This is a genomic window from Methylosinus sp. PW1 (assembly GCF_000745215.1).
In the GTDB taxonomy this organism is placed as follows: Bacteria; Pseudomonadota; Alphaproteobacteria; order Rhizobiales; family Beijerinckiaceae; genus Methylosinus.
This window is the reverse complement of sequence record NZ_JQNK01000009.1, coordinates 259,055-280,861: the sequence shown is the minus strand read 5'-3', so window position 1 is coordinate 280,861 and position 21,807 is coordinate 259,055. Positions and strand designations below refer to the sequence as shown.

At 64.6% G+C, this 21,807-nt stretch carries 18 protein-coding genes; 10 read left to right on the top strand and 8 right to left on the bottom strand.

The window, feature by feature from the left end:
- Window positions 1-84 precede the first annotated feature (84 nt).
- Window positions 85-1,290, top strand: coding sequence for an acyltransferase (locus K369_RS10730; protein WP_198033099.1), 1,206 nt, complete (start codon window positions 85-87; stop codon window positions 1,288-1,290).
- A gap of 14 nt (window positions 1,291-1,304) precedes the next feature.
- On the opposite strand, the gene K369_RS10725 is transcribed toward K369_RS10730, so the two are convergent.
- Window positions 1,305-1,523, bottom strand: a complete 219-nt coding sequence (locus K369_RS10725) for a hypothetical protein (protein ID WP_156967847.1) — start codon at window positions 1,521-1,523, stop codon at window positions 1,305-1,307.
- Window positions 1,524-1,751: 228 nt separating this feature from the next.
- Between K369_RS10725 and K369_RS10720 the strand changes: the two genes are divergently transcribed.
- The 6 genes from K369_RS10720 (at window position 1,752) to K369_RS10695 (ending at window position 8,977) form a co-directional block, all read left to right on the top strand.
- Window positions 1,752-2,654, top strand: a complete 903-nt coding sequence (locus K369_RS10720; protein WP_018265616.1) for a LysR family transcriptional regulator — start codon at window positions 1,752-1,754, stop codon at window positions 2,652-2,654.
- A 144-nt stretch (window positions 2,655-2,798) separates the two neighbouring features.
- Window positions 2,799-3,275 (top strand): formate dehydrogenase subunit gamma, encoded by a 477-nt coding sequence (locus K369_RS10715; protein ID WP_018265615.1) that lies wholly within the window; start codon window positions 2,799-2,801, stop codon window positions 3,273-3,275.
- Window positions 3,272-4,825, top strand: coding sequence for an NADH-quinone oxidoreductase subunit NuoF (locus tag K369_RS10710; protein ID WP_036291040.1), 1,554 nt, complete (start codon window positions 3,272-3,274; stop codon window positions 4,823-4,825). The genes K369_RS10715 and K369_RS10710 overlap by 4 nt, the downstream gene beginning before the upstream one ends.
- An 11-nt stretch (window positions 4,826-4,836) precedes the next feature.
- Window positions 4,837-7,713, top strand: a complete 2,877-nt coding sequence (fdhF, locus tag K369_RS10705) for a formate dehydrogenase subunit alpha (RefSeq protein ID WP_036291039.1) — start codon at window positions 4,837-4,839, stop codon at window positions 7,711-7,713.
- A gap of 222 nt (window positions 7,714-7,935) precedes the next feature.
- Complete coding sequence (fdhD, locus tag K369_RS10700) at window positions 7,936-8,766, top strand: formate dehydrogenase accessory sulfurtransferase FdhD (RefSeq protein WP_036291037.1); 831 nt, start codon at window positions 7,936-7,938, stop codon at window positions 8,764-8,766.
- Window positions 8,756-8,977 carry a formate dehydrogenase subunit delta gene (locus K369_RS10695; protein ID WP_018265611.1) on the top strand — a complete coding sequence of 74 codons (222 nt, stop codon included), beginning with the start codon at window positions 8,756-8,758 and terminating at the stop codon, window positions 8,975-8,977. The genes fdhD and K369_RS10695 overlap by 11 nt, the downstream gene beginning before the upstream one ends.
- A 47-nt stretch (window positions 8,978-9,024) precedes the next feature.
- On the opposite strand, the gene K369_RS10690 is transcribed toward K369_RS10695, so the two are convergent.
- Both K369_RS10690 and K369_RS10685 read right to left on the bottom strand, forming a co-directional pair.
- Window positions 9,025-9,678 carry a Crp/Fnr family transcriptional regulator gene (locus K369_RS10690; protein ID WP_036291034.1) on the bottom strand — a complete coding sequence of 218 codons (654 nt, stop codon included), beginning with the start codon at window positions 9,676-9,678 and terminating at the stop codon, window positions 9,025-9,027.
- A 136-nt stretch (window positions 9,679-9,814) separates the two neighbouring features.
- Window positions 9,815-11,053: a lytic murein transglycosylase gene (locus K369_RS10685; RefSeq protein WP_245278173.1), complete on the bottom strand. Its 1,239-nt coding sequence runs from the start codon at window positions 11,051-11,053 to the stop codon at window positions 9,815-9,817.
- A 144-nt stretch (window positions 11,054-11,197) separates the two neighbouring features.
- Between K369_RS10685 and irrA the strand changes: the two genes are divergently transcribed.
- Window positions 11,198-11,680, top strand: coding sequence for an iron response transcriptional regulator IrrA (gene irrA, locus K369_RS10680; RefSeq protein WP_036291030.1), 483 nt, complete (start codon window positions 11,198-11,200; stop codon window positions 11,678-11,680).
- Between the two features lie 67 nt (window positions 11,681-11,747).
- On the opposite strand, the gene K369_RS10675 is transcribed toward irrA, so the two are convergent.
- The 3 genes from K369_RS10675 to K369_RS10665 form a co-directional block, all read right to left on the bottom strand.
- Window positions 11,748-12,266 carry a helix-turn-helix domain-containing protein gene (locus tag K369_RS10675; RefSeq protein WP_051949205.1) on the bottom strand — a complete coding sequence of 173 codons (519 nt, stop codon included), beginning with the start codon at window positions 12,264-12,266 and terminating at the stop codon, window positions 11,748-11,750.
- Between the two features lie 2 nt (window positions 12,267-12,268).
- The gene (locus tag K369_RS10670; protein WP_245278172.1) at window positions 12,269-12,502 is read right to left on the bottom strand and encodes a DUF4160 domain-containing protein; all 234 of its coding nucleotides are present in this window, start codon (window positions 12,500-12,502) and stop codon (window positions 12,269-12,271) included.
- Between the two features lie 125 nt (window positions 12,503-12,627).
- Window positions 12,628-13,512, bottom strand: coding sequence for a UTP--glucose-1-phosphate uridylyltransferase (locus tag K369_RS10665; protein ID WP_036291025.1), 885 nt, complete (start codon window positions 13,510-13,512; stop codon window positions 12,628-12,630).
- A 200-nt stretch (window positions 13,513-13,712) separates the two neighbouring features.
- On the opposite strand from K369_RS10665, the gene galE reads away from it, so the two are divergent.
- Together galE and K369_RS10655 are read left to right on the top strand one after the other, a co-directional pair.
- Window positions 13,713-14,708 (top strand): UDP-glucose 4-epimerase GalE, encoded by a 996-nt coding sequence (galE, locus tag K369_RS10660; RefSeq protein WP_036291023.1) that lies wholly within the window; start codon window positions 13,713-13,715, stop codon window positions 14,706-14,708.
- Between the two features lie 169 nt (window positions 14,709-14,877).
- Entirely contained in the window at window positions 14,878-15,795 is a 918-nt protein-coding gene (locus K369_RS10655; protein ID WP_036291020.1) for a hypothetical protein, read from the top strand.
- Between the two features lie 16 nt (window positions 15,796-15,811).
- On the opposite strand, the gene K369_RS10650 is transcribed toward K369_RS10655, so the two are convergent.
- Both K369_RS10650 and ppc read right to left on the bottom strand, forming a co-directional pair.
- On the bottom strand, window positions 15,812-18,892 hold the full coding sequence (locus tag K369_RS10650) for an autotransporter domain-containing protein (protein ID WP_036291018.1): 3,081 nt from the start codon (window positions 18,890-18,892) through the stop codon (window positions 15,812-15,814).
- Between the two features lie 88 nt (window positions 18,893-18,980).
- Complete coding sequence (gene ppc, locus K369_RS10645; protein ID WP_051949204.1) at window positions 18,981-21,740, bottom strand: phosphoenolpyruvate carboxylase; 2,760 nt, start codon at window positions 21,738-21,740, stop codon at window positions 18,981-18,983.
- Window positions 21,741-21,807 lie beyond the last annotated feature (67 nt).

Below are 21,807 nucleotides of genomic sequence, written 5' to 3'. Positions count from 1 at the left end.
CGCTGGACGCGGGCGGGGCCGTTGCCTTGCGCCGGCGTTCCGGTCGAAACTCCGCGCCGCGGACAAGGGTCCGGGGAGGGCGCTTTGGTCTATCCATTGGGCATGATCGGCATTGGGATCGGCCTCGCCTATCTCGCCGCCTTCGCAGCGGGCGGCCTCCTCCTTCGCTACGGCTTTCCGCTTTCTTCGTCGCCCGGGCGGATCGGCCGAATAGACGGGTTGCGAGGCCTGCTCGCGCTCTCGGTGATGATGCATCATTTCGTGATCTGGATGCAGGCGACGCGGCTCGGCGGGAGCTGGGAGCGGCCGACGGTCCTGTTTCTGGAAAATCTCGGCGGCGGCAGCGTGTCGATATTCTTCATGATCACAGGTTTTCTATTTCATCGCGTCGCGCTGGAAGGATTTCATATTTCCAGAATAGCGGCGCTATGGGTCGGCCGTTTCTTTCGGCTGACGCCGCTGGTCGCCGCCTCCGTCGCGGCGACATGTCTGATCATTCTGTGGACGCAGGATTATTCCATTCGGCCGGACACGGTTTTCACGCCGCTGCTGAGCTGGGTGGCGGCTCTGGGCCAACCTCCGCTTCTCGGCCATGCCGACAGCGGCCGCATCGACGCCTATGTGCTGTGGTCGCTGAAATATGAGTGGGCCTTCTATCTTTTCGGCCTTCCGCTGATGGCGATCGCCTACGACCTGTTCCGCGGCAAAGCGCCGAATGCGGCGCTTCCGTTGGCGCTCATCATCGGCAGCCTGGCGGCGACGCGTTTCGTCGCTTTCGATTGGCTCGCGTTTCCGCCATTGTTCGCGATGGGGATGCTGGCCAGCGAGGCGGCGAAGCTCGACGAGGCGCGGATCTGGTCTTCCTCGCGCGGTGGAATGTTCACGGCCACAATATGCCTGCTCGCGGCCTTGGCTTGCGCTCCCAAGCCTTATGGGACGCCATGGGATTTTCTGCTCGGACTCTTCTTCGCCTCTGTCGCCTGCGGCAATGATATCTTCGGCCTTTTGCGGAGACGGGCGCTTCTGGCGCTCGGAGAATGCTCCTATGGAATATATCTATTCCATGGCATTGTTCTCTTCATTCTTTTCTATTTCGGCGCGCCCTCGCTCGCGGCGCTGGACACGGCCAGCCTGCCGCTGCTTCTGCCATTGGTCGCGATCATCGTCGTGGCGCTGACGGCGACGACTTTCGTCACGATCGAGAAGCCGGGGGGCGCTTACGGTCGTGCGATCGTCGCTCGATTTTCTTCTGCGCCCTCGGCGCCGTCCGAGGATAAAGTGGTCGGATGAAGCTTCGCCGAAGCTCAGCCGCCGGCGCGAGGCTTCAGCGCTTGCAGCTTCGAATGGAGGTCCAAGATCAGCTTCTCATTGTTTTGAACGAATTCCGGCGAGAGCATCAGCTGCTCCCGCAATGAGCGAGGCTCCACAAAACGGCTTGCGCTGTCCAAATTCACTTCCTTTTCCGGGTCGCGGTCGAGAATGAGACGATAACCCCAAAGCAAGTGATCTTTTGTCAATGACATGCGCGGCCTCCGACTTATTCTATCCGACCTTTCTTAGATTTGTGCAGCGCACAAGGTCAACTGCTTTTTCCCTATGGCGGCCCGCGGTCCGGGCGCGCCTTTCGCCCGTGGCGACGCGCGCATCCTCCGATCATGCGATGAATTCGCCGCGCCAAGCCTTTAGGTATATAGTTCCCCCCGCGTCCCTTTCGGGCCTTCGAGGGCGCGAAGAGGGAGTTTGGGCGCGACGTGATCGACAAGCTGGAATTCTTCATCACCGTCGCCAAGGAGCGCAGCTTTTCCCGCGCGGCGGAGCTCTGCGGCGTGACGCAGCCGACGCTCTCGGCCGGAATCAAGCAGCTCGAGGACAGTCTCGGCGTCCTACTCGTCAATCGCTCCTCCCGCTTCCACAGCCTCACCGCCGAGGGCGAGCGCGTGCTGGAATGGGCCAAGCGCATCGTCGCCGATGCGCGCGCCATGCGGCAGGAGGTGCGCACGCTGAAGGAGGGGCTCGGCGGCCAGCTCAAGATCGCCGCCATTCCCACGGCGCTGACCATGATTCCCGCGCTGACCACGCCGTTTCGCGAGAAGCATCCCGGCGTGCGCTTCACCATTCTCACCAGCTCCTCGACCGAGATTTTGTCCATGCTGGACAATCTCGAGATCGACGCCGGCCTCACCTATCTCGACAATGAGCCGCTGGGGCGGGTGCGGACAGTGCCGCTCTTTTCCGAGCGCTATCGGCTGCTGACCGCGGCCGACAATCCGCTCGGCAATCGGGACAAGGTGACTTGGGCCGACGTCGGCCGCATCCCGCTCTGCCTGCTGACGCCGGACATGCAGAATCGCCGCATCGTCGAGCGGCTGATCCGCGACGCCGGCGGCGAGCCCGAGCCCGCGCTCGAATCGAATTCGGTCATCGTCCTCTTCGCCCATGTGAAGACAGGACGTTGGGCCACCATCCTACCCGAAAAGCTGGTCGACTCGCTGCGAGTCGCCGCCCCCTTGCGCTCTATTCCCATCGTCGAGCCGGAGGCCGTCCACGAGATCGGATTGGTCGTTCCGCTGCGCGAGCCGACCATTCCGCAGGTCGCCGCGCTCGTCGCCGAGGCGAAGAAGCTCGCAAAGAATCCGATAGTTGGCGATCTATAGGATTCGCCTATCATGTAACCGTTCCAGATTATTGATCCCGCCGACTTTTTGGCGCACTGTTGGGGCAATTACCTAAAATGGGCGGCTGTCGCTCAGAAAGGCCCGCTCTTTAAGAACGGGCTCGCTCGATAAAACGGGGAAGAAATGTCTGGCGCTGTTCCGTGGAACGAAGCGCGGGCGCAGGAGATCATCGACGCCCATCTCGGGCTCGAGGGTCCTGCCCTGCCTATCTTGCATGCTATCCAGGAAGAATTCGGCTATGTGCCCGAGGCCGTCGTGCCACAATTGGCGCAATCGCTGAACATCTCCCGGGCCGAGATGCATGGCGTCGTCACTTTCTACCATGATTTCCGTCACGCGCCGGCCGGCCGCCATGTGCTGAAGCTGTGCCGGGCGGAGTCCTGCCAGTCCATGGGGTCGGAGAAGATCGCCAAGGACTTCCTCGAGCGCATCAAGCTCGAATGGGGCGGGACCGCCAATGACGGCTCGCTGACGGTCGAGGCGATCTATTGTCTCGGCCTCTGCGCCCACAGCCCCGGCGCTCTCTACGACGGCGAGCCGATCGGCCGCGTCGATGCGGAGATTCTGGACGAGCTGGCGTCGGAGGCGCAGAAATCATGACCAAGGTTTATGTGCCCCGCGATATGGCCGCGCTGGCCGTCGGCGCCAAGCGCGTCCTCGCCGCCATAGAGAAAGAGGCCGCCGCGCGCGGCGAGACCATTCAGATCATCCGCAACGGCTCGCGCGGCCTGCTCTGGCTCGAGCCTCTGGTCGAGGTCGAGACGCCGGAAGGCCGCATCGGCTACGGCAATGTGAAGCCCTCGGATGTTCCCTCGCTGTTCGATGCGGGATTCCTGAAGGGCGGGGCGCATCCGCTCTCCATCGGCAAGGTCGAGGATCATCCCTATTGGGCCAAGCAGACGCGCGTGACCTTCGAGCGCGTCGGAATCATCGATCCGGTGAATCTCGATGATTACGTCGCTCACGGCGGCGGGCAGGGCCTCGCCAAAGCCTTCGAGATCGGGCCGGCCAAGGTCATAGAGGAAGTCACCAAGTCCGGCCTGCGCGGCCGCGGCGGCGCGGGCTTCCCGGCCGGAATCAAATGGAAGACCGTCGCCGACGCTCCGGCCGACCGCCGCTATGTCGTCACCAACGCCGACGAAGGCGATTCGGGCACTTTCGCCGATCGCATGGTGATGGAGGGCGATCCCTTCGTCCTCATCGAGGGCATGACGATCTGCGGCTACGCCATCGGCGCGAGCAAGGGCTTCATCTATCTGCGCGCGGAATATCCGCAATGCGCCGAGGTGCTGACCGAGGCGCTGGAGGCCGCTCGCAAGGGCGGCTGGCTCGGTCCGAATGTGCGCGGCTCCGGCTTCGCCTTCGACATTGAGCTGCGCATCGGCGCCGGCGCCTATGTCTGCGGCGAGGAGACCTCGCTGCTGGAGAGCCTCGAAGGTCATCGCGGCATCGTGCGCGCCAAGCCGCCGCTGCCGGCGCATGTCGGCTTCATGGGCCGCCCCACGGTCGTCAACAATGTGCTGACGCTCGCCACGGCCCCGGCCATTCTCGCCAAGGGCGGCGAATATTACGCCTCTTTCGGCGTCGGCCGCTCGCGGGGCACCATGCCGCTGCAGATCGCCGGCAATGTGAAGTTCGGCGGCCTCTATGAGACGCCCTTCGGCCTGACGCTGGGCGAGATCGTCAACGACATCGGCGGCGGCACGCTCTCTGGTCGTCCGGTGCGCGCCGTGCAATGCGGCGGCCCGCTCGGCGCCTATGTGCCCCCGTCGCTGTTCGACACGCCCTTCGACTATGAGGCGTTCCAAAAGCACGACAGCCTCATCGGCCATGGCGGCCTCGTCGTTTTCGACGACACCGTGGACATGGCGCAAATGGCGCGCTTCGGCATGGAGTTCTGCGCCATAGAGAGCTGCGGCAAATGCACGCCCTGCCGCATCGGCTCCACCCGCGGCGTCGAGACGATCGACAAGATCGTCGAAGGCGTCGATGTGGAGGCGAATATCGAGCTGCTGTCCGACCTCTGCAACACGATGAAGTTCGGCTCCCTCTGCGCGCTCGGAGGTTTCGCCCCATATCCGGTCGAGAGCGCCCTTCGTCATTATCCAGAAGATTTCCGCAAAGCGACGCTTCCCGCCGCCGCCGAGTGAGGAGCAAAGCCATGAGCCTCGTCAAAGAAATCGATTACGGCACGCCCGCGTCGAAGTCCGAGAAAGAAGTCACTCTGACGATCGACGGCGTATCGGTCAGCGTGCCGGAAGGCACGTCCATCATGCGCGCCGCCATGGAGCTGGGGACGGAAATCCCCAAGCTCTGCGCCACCGACAGCCTGAAGGCCTTCGGCTCCTGCCGTCTCTGCGTCGTCGAGATCGACGGCCGCTTCGGCACGCCGGCCTCCTGCACCACGCCGGTGCTGCCGGGCATGAGCGTGCACACGCAGACGCCTCGCCTCAAGGCGATCCGCCGCGGCGTGATGGAGCTCTATATCTCCGACCATCCGCTCGACTGCCTGACTTGCGCCGCCAATGGCGATTGCGAGCTGCAGTCGATGGCGGGCGCGGTCGGCCTGCGCGACGTGCGCTACGGCTATGACGGCTCCAACCATGTGTTCGCCCGCAGCCGCGTCGACGGCAAGGCGAATTTCGATTGGATGCCGAAGGACGAGTCCAATCCCTATTTCACCTATGACCCGTCGAAATGCATCGTCTGCAATCGTTGCGTCCGCGCCTGCGAGGAGACTCAAGGCACTTTCGCGCTGACGATCGACGGCCGCGGCTTCGACAGCCGCGTCTCGCCCGGCATGGCCGAAGCCTTCATGGATTCGGAATGCGTCTCCTGCGGCGCCTGCGTGCAGGCCTGCCCGACCGCGACCTTGACCGAGAAGTCGGTGATCGCCGTGGGCCAGCCGGAGCATTCGGAAGTCACCACTTGCGCCTATTGCGGCGTCGGCTGCACCTTCAAGGCGGAAATGCGCGGCGAGGAGATCGTCCGCATGGTGCCGTGGAAGGACGGCAAGGCCAATCACGGCCACAGCTGCATCAAGGGCCGCTTCGCTTACGGCTATGCGCTGCACAAGGAGCGCGTCACCTCGCCGATGATCCGCGACAAGGCGACCGACCCCTGGCGCGTCGTGTCCTGGGACGAGGCCATCGCCTTCGCCGCCGATCGCTTCAAGAAGATCATCGAGAAGCATGGCAAGCGCTCGGTCGGCGTGATCACCTCCTCGCGTTGCTCGAATGAGGAGACCTATCTCGTCCAGAAGCTGACCCGCGCCGGCTTCGGCAACAACAACACCGACACTTGCGCGCGCGTCTGCCATTCGCCGACCGGCTATGGCCTCAACCAGGCTTTCGGCACCTCGGCCGGCACGCAGGACTTCGACTCGGTCGACGAATCGGACGTCATTCTCGTCATCGGCGCCAATCCGACCGACGCGCATCCTGTGTTCGGCTCGCGCATGAAGAAGCGCCTGCGCGAGGGCGCCAAGCTGATCGTCGTCGATCCGCGCCGCATCGATCTGGTGCGCTCGCCCCACATCTCGGCCGATCATCATCTGGCGCTGAAGCCCGGCACCAATGTCGCGATCGTCACCGCTCTGGCGCATGTGATCGTCAAGGAAGGCCTCGTCAATGAAGCCTTCGTGCGCGAGCGTTGCGATTGGGACGAGTTCCAGGATTGGGCGGCTTTCGTCTCCGACGATCGCAACAGCCCGGAAGAGGTCGAGAAGCTCTCGGGCGTCCCGGCGGAAGAGATTCGCGCCGCTGCGCGCCTCTACGCCACCGGCGGCCGCGCGGCCATCTATTACGGCCTCGGCGTCACCGAGCACAGCCAGGGCTCGACGACCGTCATGGCCATCGCCAATCTCGCAATGGCGACCGGCAATCTCGGCCGCCGCGGCGTCGGCGTGAACCCGCTGCGCGGACAGAACAATGTGCAGGGCTCCTGCGACATGGGCTCTTTCCCGCATGAGCTGCCGGGCTATCGCCACGTCTCCAACGACGAGGTGCGCCACGCCTTCGAGTCGGCCTGGGGCGTCGAGCTCGACAATGAGCCGGGCCTGCGCATCCCGAATATGTTCGACGCGGCGATCGCCGGCGAGTTCATGGGCCTCTATTGCCAGGGCGAGGACATTCTGCAGTCCGACCCGGACACCAAGCATGTCAGCCGGGCGCTCGAGGCGATGGAGTGCGTCATCGTGCAGGACCTTTTCCTGAACGAGACCGCGCATTACGCCCATGTGTTCCTGCCGGGCGCGAGCTTCCTAGAGAAGGACGGCACCTTCACCAACGCCGAGCGCCGCATTCAGCGCATCCGCAAGGTGATGAGCCCGAAGAACGGCTATGGCGATTGGGAGATCACCCAAATGCTCGCCAAGGCCTTTGGCCTCGATTGGAACTATTCGCATCCGAGCGAGATCATGGATGAGATCGCCGCTCTGACGCCGACCTTCAAGAATGTCTCTTACGAGAAGCTCGAGAAGGACGGCTCGGTGCAATGGCCGTGCAATGACGCGTCGCCGGAAGGCATGCCGATCATGCACATCGACGGCTTCACGCGCGGCAAGGGCAAGTTCGTCATCACCGAATATGTCCCCACCGATGAGAAGACCGGGCCGCGCTTCCCGCTGCTGCTGACGACGGGCCGCATCCTGTCGCAATACAATGTCGGCGCGCAGACCCGCCGCACCGAGAACAGCCGTTGGCACGAGGAGGACGTGCTCGAGATCCATCCGCATGACGCCGAGCTGCGCGGCGTGCGCGATGGGGATTGGGTGCGCATCGCGAGCCGCGCCGGCGAGATCACGCTTCACGCCAAGGTCACCGATCGTGTGGCGCCGGGCGTCGTCTACACCACCTTCCATCACCCGCTCTCGCAGGCGAATGTGGTCACCACCGATAATTCGGATTGGGCCACCAATTGCCCCGAATATAAGGTGACGGCGGTGCAGATCTCGCCCTCCAACGGTCCGACCGAGTGGCAGGAGCAATATCGCGAGCTCTCCGTGAACGCCCGTCGCATCGCGACGGCGGCGGAGTAGGGCAGGGCGGTATGGATGGGCGCGAATCCTTCTCCCGCTCGGCGGAAGAAGGTGGCCCCGCAAAGCGGGGTCGGATGAGGGCGCTCATCGTTTTGCGATTGTTTTGATCGGGCCGACGTCCAAATCGGCCGGTCATTTCCAGGGTCCCTCATCCGACCCGGCTGCGCCGGGCCACCTTCTCCCGCAAGCGGGAGAAGGGACGCGCGCTGGAGATAGATCTGGATGAACGAGGACCTCCCCGCCGCCGGCATTCGCGTTCCGTGCATCGCACGGCGCAATGACGCTCTGTCGGACAGCTCCCGCACCATCCCGGAAGAAACCCCCATCGCCTTCACCTATGGCGGCTCGACCCATGCGGTGATGATGGCGACGCCGGCCGATCTCGAGGATTTCTCCATCGGCTTCGCGCTCACCGAAGGCCTCATCGACTCGATCGACGAGGCCGGCGATTTCGAGATCGTCGCCTCCGAGGCCGGCATAGAGCTGCGCAGCTGGCTCGCCGGCGGACGGCAGGAGGTCTACGCCGCGCGCAAGCGCTCCATGGCCGGGCCGACCGGCTGCGGCCTCTGCGGCATAGAGAGCCTCGAGCAGGCGAGTCGGCCGCTGCCGGTTCTCGCCAATGCGCTGCGCGTCTCATCGACGGCGCTGATCGCCGCCATGGACCGCTTGCCCGGCGCGCAAACGCTCAATCGCGAGACGCGCGCCGTCCACGCCGCCGCCTTCTGGGCGCCGGAGTTGGACGCGCTGATCGTCCGCGAGGATGTCGGCCGGCACAATGCGCTGGACAAGCTCGCCGGCGCGCTGGCGCGCCAGGGCCTGCCCGCCTCGCAGGGCGTCGTGCTGATGACGAGCCGCATTTCCGTGGAACTCGTCCAAAAGGCCGCCCGCATCGGCGCGTCCATTATCGCCGCAGTCTCTGCGCCCACGGCTCTGGCCGTGCGCACCGCGGAGAAATGTGGCATGACCTTGGTGGCGGTCGTGCGCGGCCGCGACTTCGAAATCTTCACCCACCCCGAACGCATTCTGGAACAGGTCTCTACCCATGTCGCATAATTCGGCCGACCGGCTCGTCAAAATGGCCAATCAGATCGGCAAGTTCTTCGCCGCGCAGAGGCATTCCGACGCGGTGGCCGGCACGGCCGAGCATTTGAAGAAATTCTGGGATCCGCGCATGCGCGCCGGCATCATCGATCATGTCGCCCATGGCGGCTCTGGCCTCGACGAGGTGCCGCTGCAGGCGGTGCAGAAGCTCGCCGCGAAATAGAGCCGATCCGCGGGCTACCGCGTCTTTTCGGCGCGGAACTCTTCGGATCAGGCGCCGATATCTTCCGTCGGTCGACGCCAAGCGACGGCTTCGAGCTGCTGCGTGTTCGCTTGGCAGCGTCGAACGATCAGCCGAATGAGATAGAGCCCGAATTGCGGGTTCTGGAAATAGAGCTGCTCGAACTCCTCATAGGTGATCGACAGCAGCCGGCAATCGGTGAGCGCGCGCGCCGACGCCGTGCGCACGCCGTCCTCGGTGAAGAGCGCCATTTCGCCGAACAGCGTCCCCGGCGGCAGCCGGATTCCCACCTCCGGAAGCTCGATCTCGCCTTCGATCAGCATATAGGCGCGGTCGGCGTCCTCGCCTTTGCGAAACAAAAGCGCGTCGGCCTTCACTTTGCTTGGATGCATGAATGGCTTCAGCCATTCGACCTTCAGCTCGCCATCCGCCGCGCGCTTGACGCTGGCCACCAGCTTGCGCATCTCGCGCAGTCGCATGAGGTCGAGCGGAAACAGAATGAGGTGGCGCGCCAGCACCGCCATATTGCCGCTTGTCGCGCCGACGATGACGCCGAGAAAATTCGCGATCGTGGATGCGATCCGCAAGCGGATCATCGTCTTCGAATAGGCCGAAGCGACCGCGGCAACTGTTTGCATCCATGCGGCCGCGATCACCAGATACAGAATATGATCGCTCGTCACTCGAGATTCTCCAGGGAAGCGGAGCTTTTCTCGCCGATGACGAGCTGCTCGACGCCTCTTTGGCGTCACAGATAGCTCATTTCTCACGCTGAAGTCAGCAGCTACAGCGTTTCGCGCCCCATATCGCCGCTGCGGCTCAGCGGCGGAGCCGCTCCAGCACCTCCTTCGTCGCGAATCCATCCGCCGGCTGCACGCCTTCGCTCAGCTGAAAGGCGTGCACGGCGTTGCGGCTGGTGCGGCCCAGCTTGCCGTCTATGGCGCCGCGATAGAAGCCGCGCGCGGTGAGCAAGCGCTGCAGCTCCTTGCAGTCGGCGGTGGAGAGCGCGGCGGTCTTCTTTGGCCAGGGGACGACGGGCGCGCGCCGCCCGGCGATGCGGTCGGCGAGCAGGCCGATCGACAGCGCATAGGCGTCGGATGTGTTGTATTTGCGAATCACCTCGAAGTTGTCGGTGATGAGAAAAGCCGGGCCAGTTGCTCCGGCTGGCAGGTAGAGGCTCGCAGCCCCGCTCGCCGGCAGCGCTTCGCCATTCGCCGCGGCGACGCCTAGCGCCCGCCATTGCGCGAAGTCGAGATCGAAGTCGGCATAGTCGAAATTTTTGGGCAGGACGACCTCGACCGCCCAGGGCAGGCGCGGGTCCCAGCCCGAGAATTTCAGGAAATTGGCGATGGAGGCGAGCGAATCGAGCCGGTTCGTCCAAATGTCCGGCGCGGCGCCGCCCGCATAGCTCGCGGCGTATTTCAGATAGGCGGAGGGCAGGAATTGCGGCTGGCCCATCGCCCCCGCCCAGGAGCCGCGCAGCCGCGCGCGGGTGACGTCGCCCCTTTGCAGCATGACGAGCGCCGCGACGAATTCATCCGCGAAGATCGCGCCCCTATGACCGGCATAGGCCAGCGTCGCCAGCACGCGCAAAGTGTCGGCGGCGCCGGTCGCGGAACCGAAATTGCTTTCCACCCCGAGTATGGCGAGAGCGATCTCGGAAGGGACGCCGCTGCGCTCCTCGATCGTCGCCAGCGGCGTCGAGAGCTCGCTGGCGAGCGCGCGGCCCCTCGCGACTCGCGCTGCGCTCACCGCGCTTGCGACATAGGAGGGGATGGAAATGGTGAACTCGGCTTGAGCCTGTGGGCGCCGCAGCAATCCAGGCTCCGGCGTCAGGCCGGCGACCGCCGAATCGAAAATCTCGCGCGAGACGCCGGCGTCGCGCGCCCGTGGCCATAATTGCTGCAGGAAATGGTCGAGATCCTGGCCGGCTGCGCTTTCCTGCGCCAGCGCGCGAGGAATGAAAAAAGCCGTCAGGACAAACAGTAGGAAAATGACCGGCAATGTTTGGAACACATCGCGGCGATTGGCGCGAGCGTGGCCGAAAGCTTGTCGCAAAATTGCGCGCGAGCTTGGCCATTCTTTGGAATCTTTACACTTTTGGCCATTTTGTTTGACACTTCGCTGCGCTGCGTTTTCAATCAGCATGTCTCGACTTCCACAAGGAGCCGCGAGCAGGACAGGATCTGAGGCGAAACGGAAATGACGCATCACCCTATGATTACGAATTTTCGTGCGCCGATCCAACTCGGAAAAAAGGCGAGCACTCCCAAGGACGAGAATGAGCTGAAGGCGAAGCTGAGAGCCGCCGGCCTTCGTCCCACCTCGCAGCGCATATCGCTCAGCAAGCTGCTCTATGGCAATGGCGACCGCCATGTGAGCGCCGAGGCGCTCCACGCCGAAGCGCGCGAGGCCGGCCTGCAAATGTCGCTCTCGACCGTCTACAACACGCTCAACCAATTCGCCGACGTCGGCCTGCTGCGGGAGATCGCCGTGCAGGGACCGCGCACCTATTTCCACACACGAACCGCGCCGCACCACCATTTCATGGATGAGGTCAGCAAGCGCATGTTCGACGTGGTGGACGGCTCCATCGAATTCGCCAAGTTGCCCGCTCCGCCCGAGGGCATGGAGATCGTCGGCTGCGACGTCATCATCCGCCTGCGGCCGAAGAGGAAGGCGTGAGGCGGCTCGTCGGAGCGGCGTTTCGGCGCGATCATTGAAGACAGGCCGCCCGCCCGGGCGGCTTTTTTCATGCCTTTTTCCGCGCCTTTGCGCGCGCGCTGTCGCCCTCCCTGGCCTCTGCCTTCTTAAGCGATAGGCGCTGGCCTTCCGCGTCCAGCGCGCGGGTGGCGAGCGCGACGACGCGCGGAATCGGCTTCTCGCCCTGCTCGTAATAGGAGATCATCCGCCGGCCGATCCCGAGTGCGCGGGCGGCGGTGTCGAGCGTGTAGGCTCGCCGCTCGCGCCAGCTCTTGAACTCGCCGGCCGACATTGTGGCGCCGGCCTGCTCCTGCGCGAGCCGCCAAAGCGTATCCGCGCTCATATCGATCTCGTCGGACCAGACAATATCGCTCCCGAGGTCGCCGAGCCGAACCGCTTTGAACAATTCGGGATCTCGGCGAAGCGGCAGGTAGAGCTTGTAAGCGCCGATGTGGCCCGAAACGTCCACTCTGCTCGATTCGCCGTTGTTCCATTCGAGCCGAAGCGTCCACGGCCTGCGGCTATCGACCTTCACGTCTATGATGCGCGGCGGCGCCTTCCTCGGCATGTTCAACCCCGTTCGTTGAGCCGCGTCCATTCGGTTGCGAGCGTGTCCCCGTTCCGCTGCGCCCACTCCAGGGCCTCCGCGATCTGCGCGGGCTTCGCCCTGCCGGCAATGACTTCGAGGCCGTCCAGCGCGATCAGCACCTCGAAAGTGGTCGAGACAATGTGAAAATGCGGCGGGCTGTGATCGTCGGCGTACATTCGGATATAAACCGAACCGAATTGTTTCAGCGTCGGCACGGCGCAGCCTCGGAGCTTGGTGCAATAGTTGCACCGGCGAGCGCGGAAATCAAGGCGACAAAGGCGGCGCGGAAGAGGCGAGGCCGCCCTCTCCCGCGAAGCGTTGCGGGAGAGGGCCTTTCCGTTCAGCCGAGCAGCTTGGCGATCTCCGCCTTCAGCCCGTCGGCTATGTCGGGACGCGTCAGGCCGAAGGCGAGATTTGCGGCGAGGAAGCCGAGCTTCGATCCCGTGTCATAGGTCTTGCCGTCGAAGCGCACGCCATGGAAGGCCTGCGAAGCTGCGAGCGTCACCATGCCGTCGGTGAGCTGAATCTCCCCGCCCGCGCCCTTCTCGCCCTTGGCCAGAATGTCGAAAATCTCCGGCTGCAGAATATAGCGGCCCGAGATCATCAGATTGCTCGGCGCGGTTCCCTTCGGCGGCTTCTCCACCATTCCGGTGATCTCGAAAGCGGCGCCGAAATCCTTGCCGACCGAGACGATGCCATATTGATGCGTCTCCTCCGGCGGCACTTCCTCCACCGCGATCACATTGCCGCCATGGGCCTCATAGGCCTCCACCGCCTGGGCGAGGCAGCGGCTCTTCTTTGGGCCGTTGCCGAGCGTCACCATATCGGGCAGCAGCACGGCGAAGGGCTCGTCGCCGACGATCTCACGCGCGCACCAGACCGCATGGCCGAGGCCGAGCGGCGCCTGCTGGCGGGTGAAGCTGGCTGCGCCGGCCGGCGGCAGATCGGCGATCAGCGCGTCATATTCCTTGATCTTGCCGCGCTTCTTCAGCGTGTCCTCGAGCTCATAGGCGATGTCGAAATGATCCTCGATGACGCCTTTGTTGCGCCCGGTCACGAAAATGAAATGCTCGATCCCGGCCTCGCGCGCCTCGTCCACCACATGCTGGAGCACGGGACGATCGACGACGGTCAGCATCTCCTTCGGCACCGCTTTGGTCGCCGGGAGGAAGCGCGTGCCGAGGCCGGCCACGGGAAAAACAGCCTTGCGAATGCGTTTGCTCATGATTAGTCCATTTCGAGCGAGTGTGACCCGAGCGCGAGAGCGCGACGCCCGAGCAGGGTTTCGGAAAGAGCGCCAGCGCTTTTCCGAGAATATCCCGCAATGGCGAAAGACCAACGCCTAGTCCGAGCCGGGCCAGGATTCGTCCTTAACCATTGCCCGTTAATTTCCCGTGATGACGTCTTCAGCAGGAAGGGCGCGGAATGACCATCCTCGTGACCGGCGGCGCCGGCTATATCGGAAGCCATATGACGCTGAAGCTGCTCGACGCCGGCGAGAAGGTCGTCGTGCTCGACGATCTCTCCACGGGGTTTCGCTGGGCGGTTCCGCAAGAGGTTCCGCTCATCGTGGGCGATTTCGGCGACGCGGCGCTGCTGCGCGATATTTTCACGCGGCATGATATTCAGTCGATCATTCATTTCGCCGCCAAGATCGTGGTCCCCGAGTCCGTCGCCGATCCTCTCGGCTACTATTTGAACAATACGGCGAAAGCGCGGGCTCTGCTGGCGGCGGCGGTGGAAGCCGGCGTGAAGCGCTTCATCTTCTCCTCGACCGCGGCCGTCTATGGCGATCCCGAGCATAATCCGGTGACGGAGGACGAGAGCCTGAAGCCGGTCTCGCCCTATGGCCGCTCCAAGCTGATGGTCGAGTGGATGCTCGAGGATGTCTCGCGCGCGCATGATCTCTCCTATGTAGCGCTGCGCTACTTCAATGTCGCCGGCGCCGACCCTCTCGGCCGTTCCGGTCAATCGACGCCCAAGGCGACGCATCTCATCAAGGTGGCGGTGCAGGCGGCGCTGGGGCTGCGCCCCGGCATGCAGGTCTTCGGGACCGATTATCCGACGCCGGACGGCACCTGCCTGCGCGACTATATCCATGTCACCGATCTCGCCCGCGCCCATCTCGACGCGCTGCGCCATCTGCGCGGGGGCGGGGAGAGCCTCGTCTGCAATTGCGGCTATGCGCATGGCTTCTCGGTGCTCGAGGTGATCGAAACGGTCAATCGCGTCTCCGGCGTCGATTTCAAGGTGGATTTCGCCGCGCGCCGGCCGGGCGATCCCGCCGCCATCGTCGCCGCCAATGACCGCATTCGCTCGCGCCTCGGCTGGACGCCGCGTCACGACGATCTCGAGACGATCGTGCGTCAGGCGCTCGATTGGGAGCGCAAGCTCGCGGCCCGCAACGAAAGTGGAGCATAGCATATATATTATAGAAATATTCCGATACTCTTCGGATATAGGAAGAATGCGCCAGATTTTACAAGTATTTCCGCGCGATATAGTCTCTGGATGGCGAGCGTTGGTAAGTTTTGCGTAAGGCGGCGCGCGGACAGTCGCGCGCGTCCGCTCTCCTTCCAGGATACGCAGAATGTCCATATCGAGTCTGGCCTCCAGCGCGGTTCAAACCGCCTATCATCATCATTCCCGTCACACGAAAGACGTCGACGACACGACAGCGGCGACCGCCGCGAGCGCTTCGGCGACGACGAGTTCCACCTCCACGACGCAGACCAGCTCGGTCGATCCCAGCTCGGCGATCGATTTCCGCAGCGCGAGCTCCGGCCAGCTCGCTTCGCTGCTCTTCGCCAGCGATTCCAGCTCGACCAGCTCCAGCGACGATACCTCCTCGTCTTCGGATTCGAGTTTCGCCTCGACGGTCGCCAGTCTGCTGAAGGCGGTCGACTCCGGCGATACGGAGGCGGCCAAGACCGCCGCGTCGAGCCTTCAGAGCCTGTTGCAATCGTCGTCGACCTCGGACTCGTCGAGCTCATCGTCGTCCTCGTCGGACGGCCAATCCGGCTTCCTCTCCGATCTGCAGACGCTGGTCTCGGCGGTGCAGTCGGGCGACACGACGACCGCGCAATCGACGGCCAAGACGATCGAGAGCCATTTGCAGGCGCCGCCGCCTCCGCCGCCGCCTTCTTCCGCGTCCTCCTCCTCTTCCGACAGCTCGGATTCGACCGCTTCCACCTTCGTCTCCGATCTGGCGACGCTGCTGAGCGCGGTGCAATCGGGCGATACGACGACGCAGAAGAGTTCCGCCACGAGCCTCGAGAGCGATCTCGCTTCGCTCCTGTCCTCGTCCTCGACGGATTCCTCGTCATCGTCCTCGACGACGACAGATTCTTCCTCTTCCACTTCGACCATCGTCGACGATCTGAAGACGCTGATCACGGCCGCCAAGAGCGGCGATTCCAGCGCCGCGCAATCGAGCGTCGAGGCGCTGCTGAAGGATCTCGTCGCTCAGCAGGGCTCTCAGTCCTCGAGCGCTTCGCAGAACGCGTAAATGGGCAGGGGCGGCCTCACCAGACCACTTTGAGGCCGCCTCGTCCCGCATAGGATTGCGTGCGTCCACCATATTCGCCTTCGAAGGAGGCGAAGAGCGCGACAGAGGCGTTGACATCGAGGCGCAGGCCGCCTTTGACCTGCAGATAGTTCTCGTCGGGACGCGCGCCGGCGATGGTGAAAGCCGCCGAGGTCGTCGAGGCGAAGGAGGCGAGAAGCGCACGCGTCGGCTCGAATTCATGCACATAGGCGAGCGAGAGATCGGGCGTCAGCCGCCAGCCATTGTCGAGCGCGAAGCTGCGCTTGACGCGCGCGCCGAAATAGACGGGCAGGGACTCCGTCTCGCGCGCGGCGAAGGTCAGCGCGCCGAGGCCCGCAAAGCCGGGAAAAGCCGCCGTCGTCTCGGTGAATCCATCCGTCCAAATATGCGCCGTCTCGACAGCCGCGAAAGGCGTCGCGCGCAGCCCGAGCAGATCGACGTCGCGTCCGATCTCGACGCGCGCGCGCAGCACGCGGCTCCCGAAATTCGCATTGGCGGTCTCGCCGGTTCCGAGGCCGAAGACCGAGCGGCGAGAGTAATTGTCGAAATCGGAGAAGGCGAGCGAGGCGGAGAAATAATTGGGATCGAAGGTGAAGACGCTATAGCCGCCGATATGCCAGCCATGCGTGTCCACATGGGTCGAGCGCAGATCGGTCGAGGCTCCGCCGGCGCTATAGCCGCCCGCGAAGCCGAGCAGAAGATTGGGGAGCACGACCGCATCGAGACCGATGGCGCCGCCGCCGAGGCTGGTGCGCTGCGTCGCCGAGCCTTGCGCCGCATCGCCGCCTAGGCGCGCGCTCTGGCCGAAGCCCGAGATCCACAGCCGCCAGAGCCGCGCGGGCTCCTGCGTCGGGCGCAGGGCGATCGGACCCTTTTTCGATTCCAGCGACGCATAGCCGAGGGCCGGCGTCGTCGCGGAAATGGAGACGCCATTGGCGTCGCGCGTCTCGCCCGAGCGCCAGAATTGCCCCGCGTCTGCGAGCGTCCCGCCGAACAGGCGGTTCGATTCGAGGCCCGCATTCAGCGCGCCCGTGACGCCTTCGCCGGAGAGACCGTCGAAGGCCGCGCGCGCGCCGGCCGCCGATTTGCCGACGATGGACAGGAAGAGCGGGCTTGCCGTCGGCGTCGTGTCGAGCGCCGCGGCGACCGCGCGCTGATTGCGATTGGCCGCGACGTTCTGGAAGAACACGCCATTGCGCGAGAGCGTCAGATAGGCGTTGTTGGCGTTATAGGAGAGCGAGGGCGTCAAAAAGGCGAGATCGGTGGAGACCGAAGCGAAGGAGCCGCTGACGCCGCCCGCCGCCTGCACGATCGAATAGGTCGTGGCAGGCGCATAATTGCCGGAGGCGGCGGTCACTTGCACAGAGCCGGCGAGCGCCGCCGTTCCGCCGACGACGATCTTATCCGCCGCTCCGGCGGCGTTGGCGTCGATCTGATAGGCCGAGCCCGAGCGGAAAGAGGCGTTGCCGGCGATGGTGAGCGTGGAGATCGCGCCGGCCCCCGCGCCCGGCGAGACGACGCCCGACAGATCGAGCGCGCCCAGCGTGCCGGAGCCCGAGAGGCGGCCGCCGGCGGCGATGGCGACGAGATTGCCGATCGTGCCCGCGGCGACCAGCTCCGCGCTACTCGCGACGCTGACGCCGCTCGAATAGCTCTGCGTTCCGGTGAGCGTCCACAGGCCGTCATCGACGCTCAGCGTCTCGAAATTGATCGCCCCGGCGAAAGTCCCCATACCCGAGAGCGAGATGCGGTCGTTTCCGGCGCCGCCATCCACCGTTCCGTTGATGACGGAGCCGGTGCGAATGTTCAGTGTGTCGTCGCCGGAGCCGAAGACGATCGCCTGTCCGCCGCCGCCGGTGATGGTCCCGGAATTGGTGATCGTATTGTTCAGCGTGCTGTTGATATAGATTCCGTAGCGCGTCGTTCCCTCGATCGCGCCGGCGTTGGTGATCGTCACGGCGCCGAAGGCCGGCCCTTCCGAGCTGTTGTCGACGAGAATGCCGTCCGCCTGGCCGATGATGATCGCGCCGGCCTTATTGTCGATGACGCCGCCGCCGATGGCGACGCCCTGGCTGGTGTTGGTCTTTCCATCGGAGCCGACGCCCTTGGCGCCCGTCCCTTCGATCGTGCCGTAATTGGTGATGTTGCCGATGTAATCGATATCGACGCCATCGCCGTCGCCATTGGCGACGCCGGCTATGCTGTCGATGCGGCCGGAGATGAGGCCGTAATTGATCACGGTTCCGCCGACGTCGGAACCGAAGCCCGAGCCGTTGCGGCCGATGATCTGGCCGCCCGAGTAATTGGTGATGGTAATGGAGGAACTGGTCGTATTCGCCGTGGAATCATAGCTGATGTTGATTCCGTGGCGCCCGCCGGAGATCACGCCGCCGGCGTAATTATTGACCGTCCCGCCCGTGCTGGTTTGAAAGTCGATCGCGTCGGCGCCGGTGTTGGTCTGGAAATTATTGGAGATGATCTGGCCGTAATTATTGATCGTGGCGTTGGCGCCGGGGCGAACGCCGTCGGCGTCGGCGGTCTGCAGCACGCCCGTCGCGAAATTATTGATGGTGATCGACGCCGTGCCGGCGACGACATTGCCGAAGTCGATCGCCTGGCCATTGTTCGAGCCCGTGCCCGTCGCCTGGATCAGCCCGTAATTATTGACGGTGATGGTCCCGGATTTGACAGCGGTTCCGATCTGCAGCGCATCATTCTGCGATTGGATCGTCGCGCCCGCCTCATTGGTGAGCGTGAAGCTCATCGCGGTTCCGCTGTTGAAGCGGATCGCGCGCGTTCCCGTTCCGGTCGATTCGATCGTGCCGAAATTGTCGATGGAGACGCCGGTCGAGGTCGATGTCTGATTCAGCGTCGGATTGGCGGAGGAGGTCAGCTTGCCCCCGGCGCCGACGGTGATCTTATCGGTTCCGCCGAATGTTTTCTGGCCGGAGACGGTCGTATTGGCCGGGACATTTATGTCCGCTGCGACGGCCGCCGAGGAGAGCGAGAGAGAGGCGAGAAGCGCGAGAGGGCTGACGCGCGAGAGGAGAGGCGACATTGCGGTTCCGTTCCAGCTGGATCGGAACCCCTAATGGCGGCGGCGCATGACGGTTTGACGACGGCGCCGCAATGTCGCCTGCTTCTGTTCACCCCGTGTTGCGCAGGCCCGCGGCGACGCCATTGATGGACATCAAAATGCCCTGGCGGATGTCGTCGCCGGTCTGGCCGCCGCGAAAGCGGCGAATGAGTTCCACCTGCAGATAGTTGAGCGGCGCGATATAGGGGAAGCGATGATGCAGCGAGCGCGCCAGCGCCGGATTGTCGGCGAGCCGCTCGCTCGATCCGGTGAGATCGGCGAGCGCGGCGTTGGATCGGCTCCACTCCGCCTCTATCTCCCCATAAATGCGGTTGGCGAGCGCGTGATCCTGCACCAGCCCCGCATAGTGACGCGCGATCGAGAGATCGGTCTTCGACAGGATCATGTCGATGTTCGACAGCAGCGTGCGGAAGAAGGGCCATTCGCGATACATGCGTTTCAGCAGCTCGAGCTTGGAGCCGTCGTCGCCCTCGCGGAAGCGCGCGATCGCCGAGCCGAAGCCGTACCAGCCGGGCAGAGCGAGACGCGCCTGACCCCAGGAGAAGCTCCACGGGATGGCGCGCAAATCCTCGATCTTGCGCGACGGCTTGCGCGAGGCAGGGCGCGAGCCGATGTTGAGCGAGGCGATCTCGGAGATGGGCGTCGAGGCGAAGAAATAATCGACGAAGTCGGGCGTCTCGTAGACGAGGCCGCGATAGGCGTCCATGCCCCATTGCGCCAGTTGTTCCGCCACCTCGAGGAATTCCGGCGGCGGCGCCTTGCTGTGCGAGAGCAGCGTCGCCTCGAGCGTCGCTGCGACGAGCAGCTCGAGATTGATGCGGCCGATCTGCGGATTGGCGTATTTCGCCGCGATCACCTCGCCTTGCTCGGTGAGGCGGATTTGCCCGTTCACCGTGCCCGGCGGCTGCGCGAGAATGGCGTCATAGCTCGGTCCGCCGCCGCGTCCCACCGTGCCGCCGCGGCCGTGGAAGAGCCGCATGGCGATCGACGGCAGGCCCGAGAAGAAATCCGCGAGCGCGGTGGAGGCGCGATAAAGCTCCCAAATGCTGGCGAGAATGCCGCCGTCCTTGTTGCTGTCCGAATAGCCCAGCATGATGTCCTGCTGCGCGCCGGAATTGGTGACGAGCTTGACGATGCCGGGCAGCGCGTAGAATTCGCGCATGATGACGGCGGCGTTGCGCAGATCGCCGATCGTCTCGAACAAAGGCACGATGATGAGATCGGCGGCGACGATATTGGCGTCGCGCGGATCGAGCGTGCCGCGCATCATGCCGCATTCCTTCTGCAGCAGCAGCACCTCGAGCAGATCGCTCACCGTCTCCGTATGGCTGACGATGTAATGGCGGATCGACTCGTGGCCATAGGTCTTGCGCATCTCCGCCGCGCGCTCGAAGATCGCCAGCTCGCTCGCGACATCTTCCGAATAGGCGGCGTCGACGAGCCGCACCGGCCGCGGATCGCTCAGCAGCTTCAGCAGCAGCGCGCGCTTCTCCTCTTCCGTGAGGGCGGCGTAGTCGGGCGCGACGCGCGCCTCGCGCAGCAGCGCGGCGATGGTCTCCTCGTGACGGTCGGAGCTCTGGCGCAAATCCACGGTGGCGAGATGGAAGCCGAAGACTTCCGCCGCGCGGATCAGCGGCTCGAGACGCTGCGTCGCGATCACCTCGCTATGATGGCAGCGCAGCGAATCATCGACGATCTCGAGATCGGCGAGAAAGGCGCGCGGGCCGGAGTAGGGCGCGCCGGGCGCCCTCGCATGGCGCTGCGCCTGCTGGCCGGTCAGCTCCTCGAGCGTCGCGGCGAGGCGGGCGTAGACGCCGATCAGCGCGCGGCGATAGGGCTCGTCGTCGCGATGCGGATTGTCGTCGCCCGAGCGCGCGGCGAGCGCCTCCAGCGCCTGGCTGCAGCCGGCGTAGCGGCGCGAGATGGACAGCTCGGCGCCGAGCTCATGCACCTCGGTGAGATAGAAGCGCAGCGCCGTCTCGCTCTGCATGCGCAGCGCATTGGCGAGCGATTCGGCGCGCACATTGGGGTTGCCGTCGCGATCGCCGCCGACCCAAGTGCCCATGCGCAGAAAGGGCGGAATGCGCAAGCCGCCGAGACGCTCTTCGATGTCGGCGTAGAGCAGCGGAATCTGGCGCAGAAAGGTGCTGCGATAATAGCTCAGCGTGTTGGCGATCTCGTCGCGCACGGTGAGCCGCGCCTGCCGCAGCAGCTCCGTCTGCCACAGCTGCGAGACGCGGGCGCGCAATTGCAGCTCGTTGCGGGCGAGCTCGGCCTTGTTGCGCGCATGTGGGCGCGCTTGCAGCAGTGCGGAGATGGCGTGCTCGGCGTCGAGCAGGCTCTTGCGCCGCACCTCGGTCGGATGCGCGGTGAGCACGGGCGAGACCCAGCCATTGGAGAGCACTTGCGCCACCTTGCCGGGGCCGATCGAGGCCTTGCGCAAATGGGCGAATGTGTTGGCGAGGCTCGGCTCGCCGGAGGCCTCGTCGCCCTGCAGCGGATGCAGATCCTCGGCGATATTGGCGAGATGCGAGAAATAGCTGAAAGCGCGGATGACCGTCACCGCCTCGCTCGCCGAGAGCGAGCGCAGCAGCGCATCGAGCTTGTGATCGGCCTCCATGTCGCCATTGCGGCTGACGGCCACGGAGAGGCGGCGGATCGTCTCTATGCGCTCGAAGGCGGCGACGCCCTCCTGCTCGCGCACCGTGTCGCCCAGCAGGCGGCCGAGCAGGCGAATATCGGCGAGCAGCGACTGATCGTCGAGCAGAGCGGAGGAGCTGGAATTGGCGGCGTCTGTTTCGACTTGCATAGGGGGCGTCGATCCTCGAGCGGGGGCGCCACGCGGCGCGGTAGGTGTGGCGAGCTATAGCAGATTT

Coding starts and splice junctions, on each gene's coding strand:
- K369_RS10725 (WP_156967847.1), bottom strand. CDS start 1,523: ATGTCATTGACAAAAGATCACTTGCTTTGGGGTTATCGTCTCATTCTC.
- K369_RS10715 (WP_018265615.1), top strand. CDS start 2,799: ATGTCTGGCGCTGTTCCGTGGAACGAAGCGCGGGCGCAGGAGATCATC.
- K369_RS10710 (WP_036291040.1), top strand. CDS start 3,272: ATGACCAAGGTTTATGTGCCCCGCGATATGGCCGCGCTGGCCGTCGGC.
- fdhF (WP_036291039.1), top strand. CDS start 4,837: ATGAGCCTCGTCAAAGAAATCGATTACGGCACGCCCGCGTCGAAGTCC.
- fdhD (WP_036291037.1), top strand. CDS start 7,936: ATGAACGAGGACCTCCCCGCCGCCGGCATTCGCGTTCCGTGCATCGCA.
- K369_RS10695 (WP_018265611.1), top strand. CDS start 8,756: ATGTCGCATAATTCGGCCGACCGGCTCGTCAAAATGGCCAATCAGATC.
- irrA (WP_036291030.1), top strand. CDS start 11,198: ATGACGCATCACCCTATGATTACGAATTTTCGTGCGCCGATCCAACTC.
- K369_RS10675 (WP_051949205.1), bottom strand. CDS start 12,266: ATGCCGAGGAAGGCGCCGCCGCGCATCATAGACGTGAAGGTCGATAGC.
- K369_RS10665 (WP_036291025.1), bottom strand. CDS start 13,512: ATGAGCAAACGCATTCGCAAGGCTGTTTTTCCCGTGGCCGGCCTCGGC.
- galE (WP_036291023.1), top strand. CDS start 13,713: ATGACCATCCTCGTGACCGGCGGCGCCGGCTATATCGGAAGCCATATG.
- K369_RS10655 (WP_036291020.1), top strand. CDS start 14,878: ATGTCCATATCGAGTCTGGCCTCCAGCGCGGTTCAAACCGCCTATCAT.
- K369_RS10650 (WP_036291018.1), bottom strand. CDS start 18,892: ATGTCGCCTCTCCTCTCGCGCGTCAGCCCTCTCGCGCTTCTCGCCTCT.
- ppc (WP_051949204.1), bottom strand. CDS start 21,740: ATGCAAGTCGAAACAGACGCCGCCAATTCCAGCTCCTCCGCTCTGCTC.